This is a genomic window from Virgisporangium aliadipatigenens (genome assembly GCF_016863615.1).
In the GTDB taxonomy this organism is placed as follows: domain Bacteria; phylum Actinomycetota; class Actinomycetes; order Mycobacteriales; family Micromonosporaceae; genus Virgisporangium; species Virgisporangium aliadipatigenens.
In genome coordinates this window covers 280,897-298,855 of sequence record NZ_BOPF01000008.1, presented here as the reverse complement: position 1 = coordinate 298,855, position 17,959 = coordinate 280,897, and the positions used below count along the sequence as shown (strand labels likewise).

General features: G+C 72.5%; 14 protein-coding genes. 4 read left to right on the top strand and 10 right to left on the bottom strand.

Annotated features, from left to right (window positions below):
* Positions 1 to 291 precede the first annotated feature (291 nt).
* The 7 genes from Val02_RS48660 to Val02_RS13995 form a co-directional block, all read right to left on the bottom strand.
* Entirely contained in the window at positions 292 to 1,110 is an 819-nt protein-coding gene (locus tag Val02_RS48660) for a regulatory protein RecX (protein WP_203899518.1), read from the bottom strand.
* An 809-nt stretch (positions 1,111 to 1,919) separates the two neighbouring features.
* Positions 1,920 to 2,969, bottom strand: a complete 1,050-nt coding sequence (recA, locus tag Val02_RS14020) for a recombinase RecA (RefSeq protein WP_203899457.1) — start codon at positions 2,967 to 2,969, stop codon at positions 1,920 to 1,922.
* 177 nt (positions 2,970 to 3,146) lie between these two features.
* Positions 3,147 to 3,347, bottom strand: coding sequence for a DUF3046 domain-containing protein (locus Val02_RS14015; protein ID WP_203899456.1), 201 nt, complete (start codon positions 3,345 to 3,347; stop codon positions 3,147 to 3,149).
* A 9-nt stretch (positions 3,348 to 3,356) separates the two neighbouring features.
* Positions 3,357 to 4,952 carry an MFS transporter gene (locus Val02_RS14010; RefSeq protein WP_203899455.1) on the bottom strand — a complete coding sequence of 532 codons (1,596 nt, stop codon included), beginning with the start codon at positions 4,950 to 4,952 and terminating at the stop codon, positions 3,357 to 3,359.
* A gap of 74 nt (positions 4,953 to 5,026) precedes the next feature.
* Positions 5,027 to 5,821, bottom strand: a complete 795-nt coding sequence (locus Val02_RS14005; protein WP_203899454.1) for a hypothetical protein — start codon at positions 5,819 to 5,821, stop codon at positions 5,027 to 5,029.
* Between the two features lie 35 nt (positions 5,822 to 5,856).
* Positions 5,857 to 6,441, bottom strand: a complete 585-nt coding sequence (locus Val02_RS14000; protein ID WP_203899453.1) for a UdgX family uracil-DNA binding protein — start codon at positions 6,439 to 6,441, stop codon at positions 5,857 to 5,859.
* Entirely contained in the window at positions 6,438 to 7,736 is a 1,299-nt protein-coding gene (locus tag Val02_RS13995; RefSeq protein ID WP_203899452.1) for an aminotransferase class I/II-fold pyridoxal phosphate-dependent enzyme, read from the bottom strand. Before Val02_RS13995 ends, Val02_RS14000 begins: the two co-directional genes overlap by 4 nt.
* Before the next feature lie 27 nt (positions 7,737 to 7,763).
* Here Val02_RS13995 and Val02_RS13990 point away from each other — a divergent pair, with 27 nt between their 5' ends.
* On the top strand, positions 7,764 to 8,390 hold the full coding sequence (locus tag Val02_RS13990) for a pyridoxamine 5'-phosphate oxidase family protein (RefSeq protein ID WP_203899451.1): 627 nt from the start codon (positions 7,764 to 7,766) through the stop codon (positions 8,388 to 8,390).
* A gap of 89 nt (positions 8,391 to 8,479) precedes the next feature.
* Here the strand turns inward: Val02_RS13990 and Val02_RS13985 are convergent, their stop codons facing one another.
* The gene (locus Val02_RS13985) at positions 8,480 to 9,178 is read right to left on the bottom strand and encodes a GntR family transcriptional regulator (RefSeq protein ID WP_203899450.1); all 699 of its coding nucleotides are present in this window, start codon (positions 9,176 to 9,178) and stop codon (positions 8,480 to 8,482) included.
* Positions 9,179 to 9,277: 99 nt separating this feature from the next.
* Here Val02_RS13985 and Val02_RS13980 point away from each other — a divergent pair, with 99 nt between their 5' ends.
* Together Val02_RS13980 and Val02_RS13975 are read left to right on the top strand one after the other, a co-directional pair.
* A complete protein-coding gene (locus Val02_RS13980) occupies positions 9,278 to 10,507 on the top strand; it encodes an MFS transporter (RefSeq protein WP_203899449.1) in 1,230 nt (409 codons plus the stop codon).
* Positions 10,504 to 11,880, top strand: a complete 1,377-nt coding sequence (locus tag Val02_RS13975; RefSeq protein ID WP_203899448.1) for an alpha/beta hydrolase family protein — start codon at positions 10,504 to 10,506, stop codon at positions 11,878 to 11,880. The genes Val02_RS13980 and Val02_RS13975 overlap by 4 nt, the downstream gene beginning before the upstream one ends.
* A 199-nt stretch (positions 11,881 to 12,079) precedes the next feature.
* Here Val02_RS13975 and Val02_RS47320 read toward each other — a convergent pair whose 3' ends face one another.
* Complete coding sequence (locus Val02_RS47320; RefSeq protein ID WP_239152856.1) at positions 12,080 to 12,979, bottom strand: bifunctional helix-turn-helix transcriptional regulator/GNAT family N-acetyltransferase; 900 nt, start codon at positions 12,977 to 12,979, stop codon at positions 12,080 to 12,082.
* A gap of 71 nt (positions 12,980 to 13,050) precedes the next feature.
* Here Val02_RS47320 and Val02_RS13960 point away from each other — a divergent pair, with 71 nt between their 5' ends.
* Entirely contained in the window at positions 13,051 to 17,571 is a 4,521-nt protein-coding gene (locus Val02_RS13960) for an ATP-dependent helicase (RefSeq protein ID WP_203899447.1), read from the top strand.
* Here Val02_RS13960 and Val02_RS13955 read toward each other — a convergent pair.
* A complete protein-coding gene (locus Val02_RS13955) occupies positions 17,568 to 17,810 on the bottom strand; it encodes a hypothetical protein (protein WP_203899446.1) in 243 nt (80 codons plus the stop codon). The genes Val02_RS13960 and Val02_RS13955 overlap by 4 nt on opposite strands.
* Positions 17,811 to 17,959: the final 149 nt, after the last annotated feature.

Here is a 17,959-nt window from a genome sequence, read left to right as displayed (position 1 = left end):
TCGCCTCCTCCCGACGTACGCCGGAGTTCGGCGCACGTACCGGTACCTGGAGACGCACGTTTGCGCGGCAGCACAAATCCCGACGTGCCGAACGCGGTATCCGTGCGTCCGACGGTATGCCGGGAACCGGTCGACGGGCCGCCGACCGGTAATGCGGACCCGTCGCCAACGGGCCCGAAATTGATGTCTTTCCGTAATGCGATCTATGTTGTGCGGTAAACCCGCGGTGGTTGTGCTGTCTCCATCCGGTAACGCCGAGGCTAGGTTGTCCGGACCCGTTCGGTCAAGGACTCATGATCGGAGTTGATCGAAGTCTGCTTCCTCGGCGCCGAAAACATCAGGGTCGAGAAGCTCCACCGTCTCAGCGTTGTCGATCTCCTCGGAGAGCGCGTCCTTCACGATGCGGAAGGCCATTCCCGCCGGATACCCCTTGCGCGCGAGCATCCCGACGAGCCGCCGGATCAGCGCCTCCTGCGCTTTGCGGAGCGCCGCCGGGTCGTCGTCCCCGTCGCCTTCCCCGGGGGAACGCCGTGGGCGCCGCTGCGCGGCCCGCTCCTGCTTCAGCCGCCGCGCGACGAGTTCGCGGGCGGTCGCCTCCTCGGTCTCGTCGTCCAGCTGCTCCAGCGCCGCGCCGCTCTCGTCGTCCGTCACGCCCTTGCGGCGCAATTCGCCGGCGAGCGCGCGTTTGGCGAGGCCCTTGCTGTGGTGCCGGCTGGTGACCCACGCCTTCGCGAACGCCGCATCGTCGATCATGCCGACGTCGGCGTACCGCTCCAGCACCTCGGCGATCACGTGGTCCTCGACCCCGCGCCTGCGCAGCGCCGCGTCCAGCTCGACCCGCGTCCGCGGCCGGACGGAGAGCAGCCGCAGGCAGATCTCGCGGGCCGCGCTCGCCGGATCGGGCGGCGGCGCCTGCCGGCGGGCACGATCGCCGGTGGCCTCCTCGGCGGCCCGCCGCTTACCGCGAGTGCGCTTTCCCGAACCGTCGCCGTCGTATTCGGAACCGTAATTCGAACCGGCCGCCCCGCGCCGTCGCCTTCCCGGACGCCCATTCTCCGGTGAATCGTCGACGGAATCCGGCGCGTCCCCGGTGGAATCCGCTGCGGATATGAATGCGTCCGGCGCCCATTCCGTCGGGGAATCCGGGGTGCCGCTCTTGCGGCGCCGCGCACGGGTGGGGCGCTCCGCCGCCGCGTCGTCGGCCCACGGGTCGGCGGCACCGCCCCGGCGGGCCCCCGAACGGCGTCGCCGCGGCGCGTCGGCCTTCGCCCCGGAACCGCCGGGACCGCCGGAGCCTCTTGCGGACGCCGACGGCTGACCGGCCGAGGCGCCGTCGAGCATGGCCCGGAGGCGTTCGCGGACGGCGGCGGCCGGATCGGCGGAGGAGGTCGCTGCCGTCGATGGCAGACCGCCGCGGGCGCCGCCCGGCGGGCCGGCATCGACGGGCGCGACCGAGGCGCCGGACCGGTCACGGCCACCGGACGGGTCCGAGCCGCCAGGACCGTCGAAACCGGCGGGGCGGCGTGGGTCGTCCGGATCGGCGGCGTCATATGAATCCGGGAGATCCGGCCGATGGGAAGCGCCGCGTCGGCCGGCACCGATGGGCCGATCGGGCCCGGACCGGTCGAAGTCGCCCGGGACGGGGATGTCGCCCGGGACAGACTCGCCCGGGATCGGATCGGTGAGGCTGCCGCGTCGACGAGACAACCGCGGCGGCCGGGCGTCAGCCGGATCGACCCCGTCGGCCCACACATTGGGGCCGGCACCGAACTCCGACGCCGCCGCGGGATCCGGGTCCTCCGACCCGCGCCAGCTGACCGGCGGCGGCGCCGCACCGGCCCACACGTTGGGGCCGGCACCGAACTCGCGGTGCGGGGCCGGCCGGTCGTCGTCGGCCCCGCCTCGCTCGTCGGCCATCGTCAGAAGTCCACCGGAGGCAGTGCGGGACCGGAGCCCTCGTCGCTGATGGCGACGCCGACCCCGAGCTTCTCCTTGATCTTCTTCTCGATCTCGGCCGCCACGTCGGGGTTTTCCTTCAGGAAGTTACGGGCGTTTTCCTTGCCCTGCCCCAGCTGGTCGCCGTCGTAGGTGTACCAGGCGCCGGCCTTGCGAATGATCGACTGCTCGACACCGACGTCGATCAGCGAACCCTCGCGCGAGATGCCCTTGCCGTACATGATGTCGAACTCGGCCTGCTTGAACGGCGAGGCGACCTTGTTCTTCACGACCTTGACGCGGGTGCGGTTACCCACGACCTCGGTGCCGTCCTTGAGGCTCTCGATGCGGCGCACGTCCAGGCGCACCGAGGCGTAGAACTTCAGGGCCTTACCACCGGTCGTGGTCTCCGGACTCCCGAACATCACGCCGATCTTCTCGCGCAGCTGGTTGATGAAGATGGCGGTGGTGCCGGAGGCGTTGAGCGCACCGGTGATCTTACGCAGGGCCTGGCTCATCAACCGGGCCTGCAGACCCACGTGGCTGTCGCCCATCTCGCCCTCGATCTCGGCGCGCGGCACCAGCGCGGCGACGGAGTCGATGACGATGATGGACAGGGCGCCGGAGCGCACCAGCATGTCGGTGATCTCGAGCGCCTGCTCACCGGTGTCCGGCTGGGACACCAGGAGCGCGTCGGTGTCGACGCCGAGGGCGCGGGCGTACTCGGGGTCGAGCGCGTGCTCGGCGTCGATGAACGCCGCGATGCCGCCGTCGCGCTGGGCATTGGCGATGGCGTGCAGCGCCACCGTCGTCTTACCGCTGCTCTCCGGCCCGTAGATCTCGATGACCCGGCCGCGGGGAAGCCCGCCGATGCCCAGGGCCACGTCGAGCGCGATCGAGCTGGTCTGGATCACCTGCATCTGGGTGACCGGCCGCTCGCCGAGCCGCATGATGGAACCCTTGCCGAACTGCTTGTCGATCTGTGCGAGGGCCAGGCTGAGCGCCTTCTCGCGGTCGGGCTGCCCTGCTGCCATGTCTGCCACTCCTGAGTTTGCCGTCTTCGCGGATGCCCGTCTCGTCGTCACGCCCGTCACGTTAGAGGTCGGGTACGACAGAAACGCGGCTGGTGGACGGGGTTCAACCATGCGGACAATACCCGAACATGTGTACGAGTAAAGGCGACACGCCCGTATCCGCAGGCCAGATGACGCTCAGTGCAGCCTGGACGGCACACGGTCAGGATAGGTGGCTACCACTGCTCGCCACACGGTCACCGTCTCCACACCCTGCGCGAGCGCTTCCTTGATCGTCCGGCCGTCGAGACCGATCAGCACCTGGTCCTCCGCGACGCTGGCCGCGTAACCCGCGCCGAAGACCTGCTCGAGGCGTTCCCAGAAGTCGGTCAGTCGCACCGGTCAACGCTACCGCGCGGGCGTCGGGGCCAACCGGGTCCGGGCCGCCTGGGCGAGCAGCGGCAGGGCCGCGATCGCCGCGATCAGCGCGAGCGTCGGGTAACCGCTGTACTCCAGCACCACCCCGGACAGCGCCCCGGCCGCGGCGCCGGCGATGCCCATGACCAGGTCGTTCAGGCCCTGGGCGGCAGGGCGCACGGCCAGCGCCACGGACTCGGACAGCAGCGTCGAGCCGGCGACCGTGGCCGCCGACCAGCCCAGCCCGAGCAGGGCCAGCCCCACCGTCAGCCGCGCCGTGTGGAACCCGGCCGTCCCCGCGACGGCGCACGCGGCGAGCAGCAGCGCCACGCCGGTGACGATGACCGGCCGACGGCCCACCCGGTCGGTGAGCCAGCCCATCACCGGCGCGAACGCGTACATCCCGACGATGTGCATGCTGAGCACGAAGCCGACCACGGTGAGGACGCGTTCGCGGTCGTGGATGCCGTGCCCGAGGTGCACCGGCGTCATCGACATCACGCCGACCATGACGAGGTGCGCGACGGCCACTGCGGCCATCCCGAGCCGGGCGGCCGGGTTGCCCGCCACCACGCGCCAGCCCACCGCCAGCCCGTCGGTCCGCTCCGCGCCTCCGGATACCGCCGCGCCACCGGAAGCCACCGCACCACCGGAAGCGGCCGCGCCACCGCGGCCGGCCGCTTCGCCGACAGCCACCGCGTCGTCGGAGACCACCGCGCCTCCGCCGACCCGGCCGGCCTCCGGAGCGCCGCCAAGGCCGGAAGCGCCGCCGACCGACGAAGCAGCACCACCAAGGCCGGAAGCGCCGCCGACGGAAGAGGCACCACCGACCACGGCAGCGCCGCCGACCGGGGAAGCGCCGCCAGGAAAACCAGCGCCCGAAGCGCCGCCGACCGGCAAAGCGCCGGCAGAAAGAGCAGCGTCCGAAGCGCCGGCAGGAGGAGCAGAAGCGGCGGCCACCTCGCGCGCCACCCGCAACGGATCCGGCCGCATCAGCAGGAAGAGCAACCCGGCCGCCAGCCCGAACGCCATCGCGCTGAACGCGAACGGCCCCGCGTACTCCCGGATCCCCCAGCCGTGCACGGCCCGGTCGGCGAGCGCCGCCACGTTGGGTCCGGAGACCGCGCCGACCGTCGTGGCGGCAACCACGATCGACAGCTGCCGCCCCCGCGTGGCCGGCGTCGCGAGGTCCACGGCGGCGTACCGGGCCTGCAGGTTGGCCGTCGAACCCCCGCCGAACAGCGCCATCCCGAGAATCACGACGGGCAGCGAGCCCAGGCCGGCGCCCGCCACGACGATGACGGCGCCGAGCGCTCCCACGAGGTACGCGAAGACCAGTCCCGGCCGCCGCCCGCCGACGCGCATGAGCCGGGTGGCCGGAACGGCGAGCGTCCCGCCCCCGATGACCGCGGCGCTGGAGGCGAGTCCCGATGCGGCCGACCCGCCGAGGTCGGCGGCGAGCAGGGCGCCGACGGTGATCCCGATGGCGACGCCGATGCCGCCGATGATCTGGGTGCACACGAGCAGTCCCACGGCCCGCCGCTGCACCCGGGAGACATCGACCAGCGGCTCTGACTGAACGACCATGCGGGCACCTCGGCGTAAGGGGCGGTCAAGCCCCCAATCCTTGCCCACATGTCAATACGTGAGAAGGACCCAGGTCACGCCTGGAGGATGTCGTACACGGCGGCCGGCGGCTCGACCGCACCGGCGGGCTTGTCGATCGGGAACTTCCCGCCGTGCTCGCCGTACGTCAGCTCGAACGGCGTCTCCTTCTCCGTGCCGTGCGCCGGGATGGTCATCTTCCAGGTCGCGAGCTTGCCCTGCGCGTTGACGGTCGCCTCGAACGGCACCGCCTTCGCCTTCTCCCCCAGAGCCTTGGCGGCGGCCTCGTCGAGCCCGAACGCCGTGCTGCCCTTGGTCAGGTCGAGGGTGCCCTTGTAGGAGCGGTCGCCGGTCTTCTGGATGGTGGCGATGGTCTTGGAGAGGGTCTTCACACCGCTCGGGTCGTCGACGTCCTGGATCCCCAGCGCCGAGAACGACTTGATCTTCGAGCGGTCGATCTTCAGCCACTTCTGCCCGTCGAGCCCGGGCAGCGGCAGCCCGGAGATGCGCACGTAGAGCTCGGTGTCCAGGATCAGCACCTCGGTCTTGAAGTCCTCGTCGGCGTCGATCGTGACGGTGAGGCTGGACTGCTTGACCGACGGGTCGACGGTGCCGCCGCCGGCCGCGTCGCCCGCCTTGAGCGTGTACCGGTAGCTCGTCTTCGTGAGCTCCTGCACGGCGGTGTTGAGGTCACCGGTGGCGACCGCGGCGGCGGAGGAGGCCACCGCGGCGGCCTGCGCCGAACGGCTGGCCCTGGCGGCCGGGCTGCCGCCCTTGTCGTCGTCCCCGGAACAGCCCGCGGTGGTGAGCAACAGACCCGTGACCAGCCCGATCACGACGACAGCCTTCACTGGAACCTCCCGGGGGCACCGAACTCCCCGCGACCCTACAACGCCTCACCGACAACCTTCAGGTCGGCCACCAGTCCGGCAAATGCCGCTTCCCGGTCATCCGAACGGAGCACCGCCGACGGGTGAATCGTCGCCACGGCGAAGCCGTCGCCGGCCAGTTCGGGGGGCCAGGGCAGGAGGGTCCCGCGCGACTCGGTCACCTTGAACGACGGCCCGAACAGCGCCTTCCCTGCGGTCGCACCCAGTGCCACCACGGCTCGCGGCGTCAGCGCGGCGAACTCGCCAACCAGCCACGGCCGGCAGGCGACGATCTCCGAACGCACCGGCGTGGCGTGGATGCGCCGCTTCCCCGAAGGCCGGAATTTGAAGTGCTTGACGGCATTCGTCAAATAAAGACGGGAACGGTCGAGTTCGGCCGCTTCGAACGCCCTGTCCAGCAGCTTTCCGGCGGGTCCCACAAAGGGTTCTCCCCGCCGGTCCTCGATGTCGCCGGGCTGCTCACCCACCACGATGACCTCGGCGTCGGGCGGCCCCGCGCCGAACACCGTCTGCGTGGCGTCCTTGTACAGGTGGCAGCGTTCGCACGCGGCCGCCTCCTGGCGTAGGGCCGACAGGTTCATACCCCGGCGGATACCCGGTTGGACGCGGCCAATGCGTCCACCAGAGGTCCCACCATCGGGGGACGCAGCGCGCCGACGCTGATCCGCACCGCCGGCGGGGTGGCGATCCGGTACATGCCACCGGGCGCCACGGCGAAGCCCGCGTCGCGCAGCCGGGTCACGGCAACGGTCTCGTCGGCCACCGGTACCCAGACGTTGACGCCGCTGCGGCCGCGCGCCGGGATCCCGCGCGCGGTCAACTCCTCGACGAGGGCACGACGGCGGTGCCCGTATGACCGGGAAGCCTTGGAAACGGCCGCGGACACGGCGGGGTCCGACCACATCCGCACGACGAGCGTCTGGAGAATCGTGGACACCCAGCCGGCGCCGAGCCGCATCCGCCCCTCGACGCGGGCCACCGTGGTCTCGTCCCCGGCGAGGACCGCGAGGCGCAGGTCCGGGCCGAAGGGCTTCGAGCAGGAGCGGACAAACGCCCAGGACTCGGTGGCGCCGACGAGTGGGTGCAGAGGTTCGTCGGCCAGTTCCGCCGCATGATCGTCCTCCACGACAAGCACTCGGGGGAACGTCTTGAGCACCCCACGCAGCCCTCTCGCCCGGCCGGCCGTGACGGTCGCGCCGGTCGGGTTCTGCGCGCGGCTGGTGACCACGAGCCCGGCCGCCCCGGCGGAGAGCGCGCGGGCGAGCCCGTCCACCGTCGGCCCGTCGTCGTCGACCGGCACCGGCACCGGGTGCAGTCCGAGGACGGCGACGAGGTCGAGCAGATTCGCCCAGCCGGGGTCCTCGACGGCGATCCGGTCGCCGGGGCGCAGGTGCGCGGCGAGAACGCGTTCGATGCCGTCGAGCGCGCCCGAGGCGACGGTGAGGTGCCGGCCGTCGACGGGGCGCAGCCGCTCCCGGGCCGCCTCCCGCAGCTCGGGGAGAACGCCCTCGCGCAGGTAGTTGCGTCGCTGCGGGGTGCCGGCGGGGATGCGGGGCAGCAGGTCGGGATCGGGCTCGCCGCTGGAGAGGTCCACGAGGTGCCCGACCTCCGGGCGCAACGTCTGCCGCCGCGCGGCGACCGGCGGCCGGCCGCGGACCCGGGTGCCGTTGCGGCCGGCGGTCTCCACCAGCCCGCGCTCCCTGAGCAGGCGGTACGCGGCGGCGACGGTCGCCGGGCTGACGCCCACCTCCCCGGCGAGGGTGCGCACGGGCGGCAGCGCCGCGCCCGGGGCCAGTGCGCCGCGCCGGATGCCGGCCTCGACGCTGGCCGAAATGGCGGCGGAGGTCGTGCCCTCGATCTGGTAATGTACTGCCACAGTTCGCCGATTGTACTAGGACAAACGATGTACACACAAACCCCTCGCACGACGCCCTCCCGGTCCCGGGAGCGGGCCTCCTACGACGCCGACGTGGTGCACGCGATCCTGGACGAGGCGCTGGTGTGCCACCTGTCGTTCGTGGTGGACGGGATGCCGCGGGTGCTGCCCACGCTGCACGTGCGGATCGACGACACGTTGTACGTGCACGCGTCGACCGGTTCGCGGCCGTTGCTGCTGGCGCGCTCGGGCGGGCTGCCCGTGTCGATCGCCGCGACGCTGATCGACGGGCTGGTGCTGGGCCGCTCGCAGTTCCACCACAGCGTCAACTACCGCTCGGTGGTCGCGCACGGGCTCGCCACCCTCGTCGAGGAGGAGGCGCACAAGCGCGCGGTGCTCACGGCGCTGGTGGAGAAGGTGGCGACCGGCCGGGCGGCGGACAGCCGGGAGCCCGACGCGCAGGAGCTGGCCAAGACGGCCGTGCTCGCGCTGCCGCTGGTCGAGGTGGCGGCGAAGGTGCGCACCGGCGGCGTGGTCGACGAGCCCGAGGACTACGCGCTCCCGCACTGGGCCGGCGTGATCCCGCTGCGCGTCGAGCGCGGCACCCCCGAGCCCGACGAGGGCGTGGTCGGCGTGCCCGCCTACCTGTCCTGAGGCCGCCGACGCAGCGCGACCGGACCGTGCGACTTCGAGCGCGATCCACTCCACGAGCAGCCCGACGAGGGCGTGGTCGGCGCGCCCGCCTACCTGTCCTGAGCTCCCTCGCGCAGGGCGGCCAGGCCGGACTGCGAGTCCTCCAGCGCGATCCGCTCGGCGGCGGCGGAGTCGCGGGCCCGTAGCGCGCGGACCAGGGCGCGGTGCATCGTGTACCGCTCCAGCCCGAACGTGTCGTCCGCGCCGATCCGCCGCAGCAACAGCTCCCGCCGCTCCGGACGGGAGAAGACGCGGCTCTGCTCCAGCATCCGCACCAGCACGGGATTGTGCGCGCACGCGCTCACCGTGTCGTTGAACTCCTGCATGGTGTCCAGCAGCGCCACCAGGTGCCGGTCGATCGGCTGGCCCTGGTGGCGCCGTTCTTTCACCAGGATCAGCAGGTCGTCGGCGCGGTCCAGGATCGCGTCCAGGGCCTCGAGCTGCCCGTCCGTGGCGTGCCGCGCGGCGAACCGGGCGACGAGGCCGCGCAGGCCGACCTCCACCTCCGCCAGATCGTCGATGGCGGCGTCCCGGATCGCGGCGACGAGCACGGTGCGCGGGCCGATGCGCTCGATGAGCCCGTCCAGTTCGAGCCGGCGCAGCGCCTCCCGAACGGGCGTCGGGCTGATCGCCAGCCGTTCGGCGACCCCGCGCTCGGTCACCTTCTCCCCCGGCGCCAGTTCGCCGCTCGCGATGGCGGTGCGGACGTGCCGGTACGCCTGATCGGCGAGCGTCTCAGCGGCTGGCATGCGCGCACTCTACCGCATGCCATGGCGCCAAATGTTTGCAACTGTTGACGATTTTGCTACAGCAAATTAACGTGACGCCGGACACATGAGGGGGCCCACATGCCCGACCGGCGCATCATCTTTCTCATCGCCCTGGCGCTGTTCGCCCAGGAGTCGACCTGGAACTTCTACGACAACCAGGTGCCCGCCCTCCTGCGGGAACACGTCACGAGTGCGGCCATCATCGGCGCGCTGATGGGCATGGACAACCTCCTCGGCATCTTCATCCAGCCGTGGATCGGCAACCGTTCGGACAACACGCGCACCCGATGGGGCCGGCGCATGCCGTACCTGGCGGTGGGCATGCCGGTGGCCGCACTTCTGTTCGTGCTGCTGCCGTGGGCCACGTCGCTGGTCGCGCTGGTCGCCGTGATGTTCCTGTACGCGCTGGTCGCCAACACGATGCGGCCGCTCGCCGAGTCGCTCGTGCCGGACTTCCTTCCGCCGGAACGGCGCGGCCGCGCCAACGCCGTCGTGAAGATCGCCACCGCGCTGACCATCATCGTGGCGTCGCTGATCAGCCTGTTCCTGGTGGACGACCATCCCCGGGGCGCGTTCGTCGTGCCGTCGGTGATCATGCTGCTCGCCACGTTCGTGCTCATCGCGAAGGTGCGCGACAGCGAATCGCCGGCGTACAAGGCCGCCACCGAGGCGCAGTCGGTCGACAAGGCCGTGCCGCTGCGGGAGGTCGTCGCCGAGCTGTTCACCCATCCGGACCGGCGGCGGGTCCTGCTGCTGCTCACCGTGTTCCTCTTCGGTGGCGCGTGGTTCGCCTCGCGGTCCCTCGTCACCCCGTACGGGATGCAGGCGCTGGGGCTGACCCGCGGCGAGGCCGGCGGACTCACGCTGCCCAGCGGCGTCGCGTACGTGCTCGCCGCCTACCCGGCCGCCCTGCTCGCCGAACGCCTCGGCCGGCTGCGGGTGATCGCCGGCGGGATGGCCCTCTTCGCCGCCGCCATGGTCGCCGGGACACTCGCGCGCACCGCCACCGGCACCGTCATCGTCTTCTGCGTCGCGGCCGTCGGCGCGGCCGGTTTCACCATCAACGCGGCCGTGGCGCTGTGGAACCTGGCCCCGTCCAGCCGCGTGCTCGGCACCTACACCGGCCTCTACGCCGTGACCTGGTACCTGGGCGGCTTCGGCGGTCCCGCACTCATCGGCGGGGTAGTCGACCTCACCGGCTGGGACCTGATGCTGCTCGACGTGGCGGTACTCGCCGCCCTCGCCGTTCTCGTCATCGTGCTGCTCGAGCGGATGCAGCGCAGGCATAGAGAAGGAGTAGTCAGTTGAAGACACGTGCGGTACTGACCGCGGTCCTCGCGACCGCGCTCGTGGCCACACCGGCAAGCGCGGCCCCCGCTCAGCCGCGCCCGGACCGGCCCACACCCGTCGACTGCCCGGAGCGCCTCGCCGGCAAGGCGACCTGCTACACGGGCCGCGACGCCACCGGCGCCTACTGGACGGCGGCCGTCCCGAGGCGCTGGAACGGCGCGCTCGTCGTGCACGCGCACGGCGGCCCCGACCGTTCCGTCGAGGCCGGCAGCACAGTGGCCGACCTGGCCGAATGGGCGGTGATGGTCGAGCAGGGGTACGCCTGGGTGGCCTCCTCCTACCGGCGGGGCGGCTACGGCGTCCGGACCGCCGCGGCCGACACCGAGAACGTCCGCAAGCTCTTCGTCGCGACGTTCGGCCGGCCCGCGCGCACCTATCTGCACGGCCAGTCCTACGGCGGGAACGTCGCCGCGAAGGCCGCCGAGATCTACGGGCGTTCGTACGACGGGGTGCTGCTGACCAACGGCCTGCTGGCGGGCGGCTCGCGCGGCTACGACCACCGGGTGGACCTGCGGGTGGTGTACCAGTACTACTGCCGCAACCTGCCCCGTCCGGACGAGCCGCAGTACCCGCTCTGGCAGGGCCTGCCGGCCGACTCCGAGATCACCCCCGACGACCTGCACGAACGCCTCCAGGAGTGCACCGGCATCGACTCCGCGCCGGCCGCCCGGACACCGGAGCAGCAGCGCAACCTCGACGACATCCTGGCCGTCACCCGGCTCCCCGAACGCACGCTCGAGACGCACCTGCAGTACTCGGCGTACCTGTTCCAGGACATCGTGTTCAACCGGCTCGGCGGGCGGAACCCGTTCGGCAACGAGGGGGTGCGCTACACCGGTTCGCACGACGACGCGGCCCTGAACGCCGGCGTGGCCCGCTTCGCGGCGGACCCGACCGCGCGCCGCGACCTCTCCTACGACAGCGACCTGACCGGCCGGGTGTCGGTGCCGGTGCTCACGCTGCACGCGATCGGCGACCCGTCGGTCTTCGTCGAACACGAGGCGGCCTACCGCGCCACGCTGCACGCCGCCGGCCGCGGCGGGAACCTCGTGCAGACCTTCACCACGGAGTCGGAGCACGGCGAACTCGCCACGGCCGAGTACGCCGCCTCGATCAACGCGCTCGACGCGTGGGTCCGCACCGGCCGCAAGCCGACGCCCCGGGCGATCGCCAACGCCTGCGGCGGGACCTGCTTCTACGCCCCGGACTACCGGCCGGCCCCCTTCGCCACGCGCATCCGCCCGAGGCCCGGCGGCACCGACTGGCCGGCGATGACCGCCGCCCAGGAACGCGCCTGGAGCCACATCCCCGACGTGGGAATCGCCCCGTAGGACAAACCGCCGAACCTGTGTGAGCTCACGGAGGTCAACAAGCTAGTTGATATCCGTGAGCTCACACACGTCCGCACCGAACTCACACCCGTGTGAGCCGGCAGCGGAGTGGTCGGTCACGCCGAAGGCGGATCGACCCGGAGCGGTGCGCGCGGGAGCATACGGTCGTGCGCCCGACGGACGCGCGTAAATAAAAGCTCTAAAGCTCTTTTGTCCAGGTCTCGGCGATCAAGCCCGCGCCGAAGTCCGAATGCGGGGCACGCGATACGCACTCGAAGCCGCGCGACGCGTAGATGTGTCGCGCGGCTTCGAGGATGTCGTTGGTCCAGAGCGTCATCCGCGCGTAGCCGGCGTCCCTGGCGAACCGCACGCACTCGTCGACCAGCCGGCCGCCGACGCCCCTCCCGCGCGCCCACGGCTCGACGAGCAACAGGCGCAGCTTGGCCGTCGTGTCGTCGTGGCGGACGCAGAAGACGCAGCCGGCGGGAGCGCCGCCGACCTCGGCGATCCAGGCGGACTCGGTGGCCTCGTCGTGCTGCCGCCCGTAGTCCGCGACGATGCCCGCCACCAGCGCCTCGAACGCGAACCCCCAGCCGTACTCGGCGTCGTAGACCGCGCCGTGTCGGGCGACCACCCAGCCGAGGTCTCCCGGCCGCAACGCGCGCAGGGTGACGGTCGCCTCGACGGGTGACAGCAGGCTGCGGATCGTGCTCATGGCGTGACCGAGGCGTTCCCGGTCGGGGTGCGGCAGGCGGTCCAGCAGTGCGGCGATCTCGCCGGCCGAACGGCTGTCGAGCGTGGCGTAGGCGGCCCGGCCCGCGTCGGTCAGGCGCACCACCTGGCGCCGCCCGTCCGCGGCCGAACGCTGCCGGGCGGCGAGGCCGGCCGCCTCGAAGCGGGCGAGGATGCGGCTCAGGTACCCCGCGTCGAGGCCGAGGGTCGAGCGGAGCGTGACGACCTCGGTGTCGTCGCGTTGGGCCAGTTCGAAGATGACGCGGGCCTCGGTGAGCGTGTACTCGGTGCGCAGCAGCCCTTCTTCCAGCACCCCGATCGTCGCTGTGTAGAACCGGTTGAACTCCCGGACCGCCGCCACCGTCATCGCCGGCTCCAATCCTTTGACTGAGTCAAAGAACACAGCTTAGCGGGAAAGTGTCAGACCTGGGGGGCACCATGGATCGCATGACGTTGGAGCGGTTCGGGGCGGCGACGCGGGAGTGGTTCACGGCCGCGTTCGCGGCACCGACGGCCGCCCAGTCCGGTGCGTGGGACGCGGTGTCGGCCGGCCGGCACGCGCTGGTCGTGGCGCCGACCGGCTCCGGCAAGACGCTCGCGGCGTTCCTCTGGTCGCTGGACCGGCTGGCGCAGGCGGGGCCGCCCGCCGACAAACTGAAGCGGTGCCGCGTGCTCTACGTGAGTCCGCTCAAGGCGTTGGCCGTCGACGTGGAGCGCAACCTCCGGGCTCCCCTGGCCGGCATGCGCCAGGCGGCGGCCCGCATCGGCGCGCCGATCCCCGACATCACCGTCGCCATGCGCACCGGCGACACGCCCGCCGACGAGCGGCGGCTGTTCACCCGCACCCCGCCGGACATCCTCATCACGACGCCGGAGTCGCTGTTCCTCCTGCTCACCTCCGCGGCCCGCGAGTCGTTGCGCGGCGTCGAGACGGTGATCCTCGACGAGGTGCACGCCATGTGCGCCACCAAGCGCGGCGCCCACCTCGCCCTGACCCTCGAACGCCTAGACGCCCTGCTGGAGCGGCCGGCCCAGCGGATCGGGCTGTCGGCGACGGTGCGCCCGATCGAGGAGACCGCGCGCTTCCTCGGCGGCGCCGCGCCGGTGACCGTGGTGCAGCCGCGCACGCCCAAGACCATCGAGGTCTCGGTGCAGGTGCCCGTTCCGGACATGACGCGGCTGGACGAGTCCGACGACGACGGGTCCGAGGAGGGCACGCGGCAGGCGTCCATCTGGCCCGCCGTCGAGGAGCGGGTGCACGACCTGATCGCGAGCCACCGGTCGACGATCGTGTTCACCAACTCGCGGCGCGGGGCGGAGCGGCTGTGCGCCCGGCTCAACGAGATCGCCGCAGAGAAGGCGGAGGTCGAGCCCGTCGAGCAGAAGCGGAAGCTGCCCGCCGAGATCATGGCGCAGTCCGGGGCGGCCGCCGGCGCGCCCACCGTCATCGCCCGCGCGCACCACGGCAGCGTCTCCCGCGAGGAGCGCAAGCACATCGAGGAGGCGCTCAAGTCCGGCCGGCTGCCGGCCGTGGTCGCCACGTCCAGCCTGGAGCTGGGCATCGACATGGGCGCCGTGGACCTGGTGGTGCAGGTGGAGGCGCCGCCGAGCGTGGCGGCCGGGCTCCAGCGGGTCGGCCGGGCCGGCCACCAGGTGGGCGCCGTGTCCCGCGGGGTGGTCTTCCCCAAGCACCGCGGCGACCTGCTCTCCTGCGCGGTCGTGGCCCAGCGCATGGTCGACGGCGGCATCGAGGAGATGCGGATGCCGCGCAATCCGCTGGATGTTCTCGCCCAGCAGATCGTGGCGATGGTGGCCATGGAGCCGTGGCAGGTCGACGACCTCGGTGCGCTGGTGCGGCGGGCGGCGCCGTTCGGGGAGCTGCCGGCATCGGCCCTGCATGCCGTGCTCGACATGCTCGCCGGGCGGTATCCGTCGACGGCGTTCGCGGAGCTGCGGCCGCGGCTCGTGTGGGACCGCGGCACCGACGAGCTGACCGCCCGGCCGGGTGCCCAGCGGCTCGCCGTCACCAGCGGCGGGACCATCCCGGACCGCGGGCTCTTCGGCGTGTTCCTCGCCGGTGCGGAGAAGCCGATCCGGGTCGGCGAGCTGGACGAGGAGATGGTCTACGAGTCGCGCGTCGGCGACGTGTTCCTGCTCGGCTCGACGTCGTGGCGCATCGAGGACATCACCCCGGACCGGGTGCTCGTGTCGCCGGCGCCGGGGCAGGCCGCGCGAATGCCGTTCTGGAAAGGGGACTCCCCGGGACGGCCGATCGAGCTGGGGCGCGCGATCGGAGCGCGGCTGCGCGGCCTCGCGAAGGCGAAGGACACCGACGCGCGGGCGGCGCTCACCGCCGGCGGCCTCGACGAGTGGGCCGTCGACAACCTGCTCGCCTACCTGCGCGACCAGCAGGAGGCCACCCGCCACGTGCCCGACGACCGCACCGTCCTGGTCGAACGCTTCCGCGACGAGCTGGGCGACTGGCGGCTGACCGTCCACTGTGTACTCGGCGCCAAGGTCAACGCGCCGTGGGCGCTGGCGATCGGCAAGCGACTCACCGAGCGGTACGGCGTCGACGCGCAGGTGGTCGGCAGCGACGACGGCATCGTGGTGCGGCTGCCCGACGTGGCCGACGAGCCGCCCGGTGCGGACCTGGTGACGTTCGACGGGGACGAGATCCGGGCGCTGGTCGAGGACGCCGTCGGGACGTCGGCGCTGTTCGCGTCGCGGTTCCGGGAGTGCGCCGCGCGGTCACTGCTGCTGCCGCGCCGCGATCCTCGCAAGCGCCAGCCGCTGTGGCAGCAGCGCCAGCGGGCCGCGCAGCTGCTCGACGTCGCACGCGAGTACGGCGATTTCCCGGTGACGCTGGAGGCGGCGCGCGAGTGCCTGCAGGACGTGTTCGACGTGCCGGGCCTCGTCGGGCTGATGGGCGAGGTCGCCTCCCGCAAGGTGCGCCTGGTGGAGGTGGAGACGCAGCGGCCGTCGCCGTTCGCGCGGTCGCTGCTCTTCGGCTACGTCGGGGCGTTCCTCTACGAGGGGGACGCGCCGCTCGCCGAGCGCCGGGCCGCCGCCCTCGCCCTGGACTCCACCCTCCTCGGCGAGCTGCTCGGCCGGGTCGAGCTGCGCGACCTCCTCGACCCGGAGGTCGTCGCCGAGACCCACCGCCGCCTCCAGTGGCTCACCGGCGACCGGACCCCGCGGGACGCGGAGGACGCCGCCGAGCTGCTGCGGCTGCTGGGCGACCTGACCGACGCCGAGGCCGCCGAGCGCGGCGCCGATCCACAGTGGATGGTCGAGCTGGCCGCCGCGCGCCGGGCGATCCGGGTGCGCATCGGCGGCGAGGAGCGCTGGATCGCCGTCGAGGACGCCGCACGGGTGCGCGACGCGCTCGGGGTGGCGCTGCCGGTGGGCGTTCCGGAGGCGTACCTGGCGCCGGCCGCCGACCCGATCACCGACCTGGTGAGCCGCTACGCGCGCACCCGTGGGCCGTTCACGGCGGCGGCGTGCGCGGCCCGGTTCGGGCTCGGTGCCTACGTGGTGGAGCAGTGCCTGCGCCGGCTGGCGGCTACCGGGCGCGTGGTCGCGGGCGAGTTCACGCCCGGCCCCGGGGTCGCCGAGTGGTGCGACGCGGAGGTGCTGCGGCTGTTGCGGCGGCGTTCGCTCGCGGCGCTGCGCAAGGAGATCGAGCCGGTCCCGCAGCGGATCCTCGCGCGCTTCCTGCCCCGCTGGCAGCAGGTCGGTGGCAGTGGACGCGGCGTGGACGCCGTGGCGGCGGCCGTGGAGCAGTTGCAGGCCGTGCCCATTCCGGCCTCCGCGTTGGAACGTCTTGTGCTCCCCGCCCGCGTCGCCGACTTCACTCCGTCCTATGTGGACGAGCTGTGCGCCTCCGGCGAGCTGCTGTGGGCGGGATCCGGCGCGATCGGCAGCGGCGACGGCTGGATCGTGCTCGCGTACGCCGACGTCGCCCCGCTGCTCCTCCCGCCGGTCAACCCGGACGCGGTCGCCACTCCCCTGCACGAGGCGGTGCTCGGCGCGCTCGACGGCGGGCAGGCGCTCTTCCTGCGCCAGTTGACGGCGCTGCTGCCTACTGTCGGGAGCGAGGCCGAGGTGCTGGCCGCCGTGTGGGACCTCGTGTGGGGCGGCTACCTGAGCAACGACACGCTCGCCCCGCTGCGCGGCCTGGTCAGCAGCGGTTCGGGTGCGCACCGGGCCAAGGCGCCGCCGCCCCGTTCGCGCTACCGGCGGCCCGGCCGGCCCTCGCTGAGCGGCGCGGGAGTGGTGCGTTCGGGCCCGCCGTCGGGTGCCGGCCGCTGGCACCGGCTCCCCGATCGGGACCTCGACCCGACGCGTCGCGCCGCGACGATCACGGATCTCCTCCTCGAACGCCACGGCGTCGTCACGCGCGGCGCCGTCGCCGCCGAGGGGATCCCGGGCAACTTCGCCGGGGTGTACCCGGTGCTCGCGGCGCTGGAGGACCGGGGCTCCGCCCGGCGCGGGTACTTCGTCGACGGGCTGGGCGCGGCGCAGTTCGCGATCCCCGGCGCGGTCGACCGCCTGCGCGGCATGGCCGACGGCGCCGACAGCACGGCGCTGGTGCTGGCCTCCACCGACCCGGCCAACCCGTACGGCGCGGCCCTCCCCTGGCCCGAACGCGTCGTCGACGAACTGGCCACCGGCCACCGCCCCGGCCGCAAGGCGGGTGCCCTGGTGGTGCTGACCGGCGGCGAGCTCACCCTGTACGTCGAACGCGGCGGCCGCACGCTGCTGTCCTTTGTGGACGATCCGGAGACGCTGACGGCCGCGGGCAAGGCGCTGGCGGATGCCGTCCACAGTGGAGCGTTGGGTGCGCTGTCGGTCGAACGCGCCGACGGGGAGGCGATCCACGCGAGTCCGCTCAGCGATGCGCTGCGCGCGGCCGGGTTCCGGGTCACGCCCCGCGGCCTCCGCCTCCGCGGCTAGCGCCCGTCATCGCCGTACTGATCAACGATTTTGGCCTGGTACTCCGGCGAAATGATCGCCGAGTGCACTATCTGCCCGAATCCGGGCTCGATACCCATGACGCCGCCGGGCTCGGGCAGCCAATCGGCGGCCGCGACGCCCGGAACGCAGTTCAGAACGACAGCCAGAAACTCCGGATCGATGAACCCCTCGGCGACGACGGCGATGTACGCGTCGCCGTCCCTCGCCCGAACGAGCACCGAAAGCTCATACCTGTCAAGCAATGCCGCCCATTGCCGGCCGTCACGTATCGAGCGCTACGCGCGGGCGACCACCGGGTGCGTCAACTCATGCAGCGGTCGTTCAAGGTGCGGGAACGTGATGCCGAGATCATCGAGGCAACGCTCCG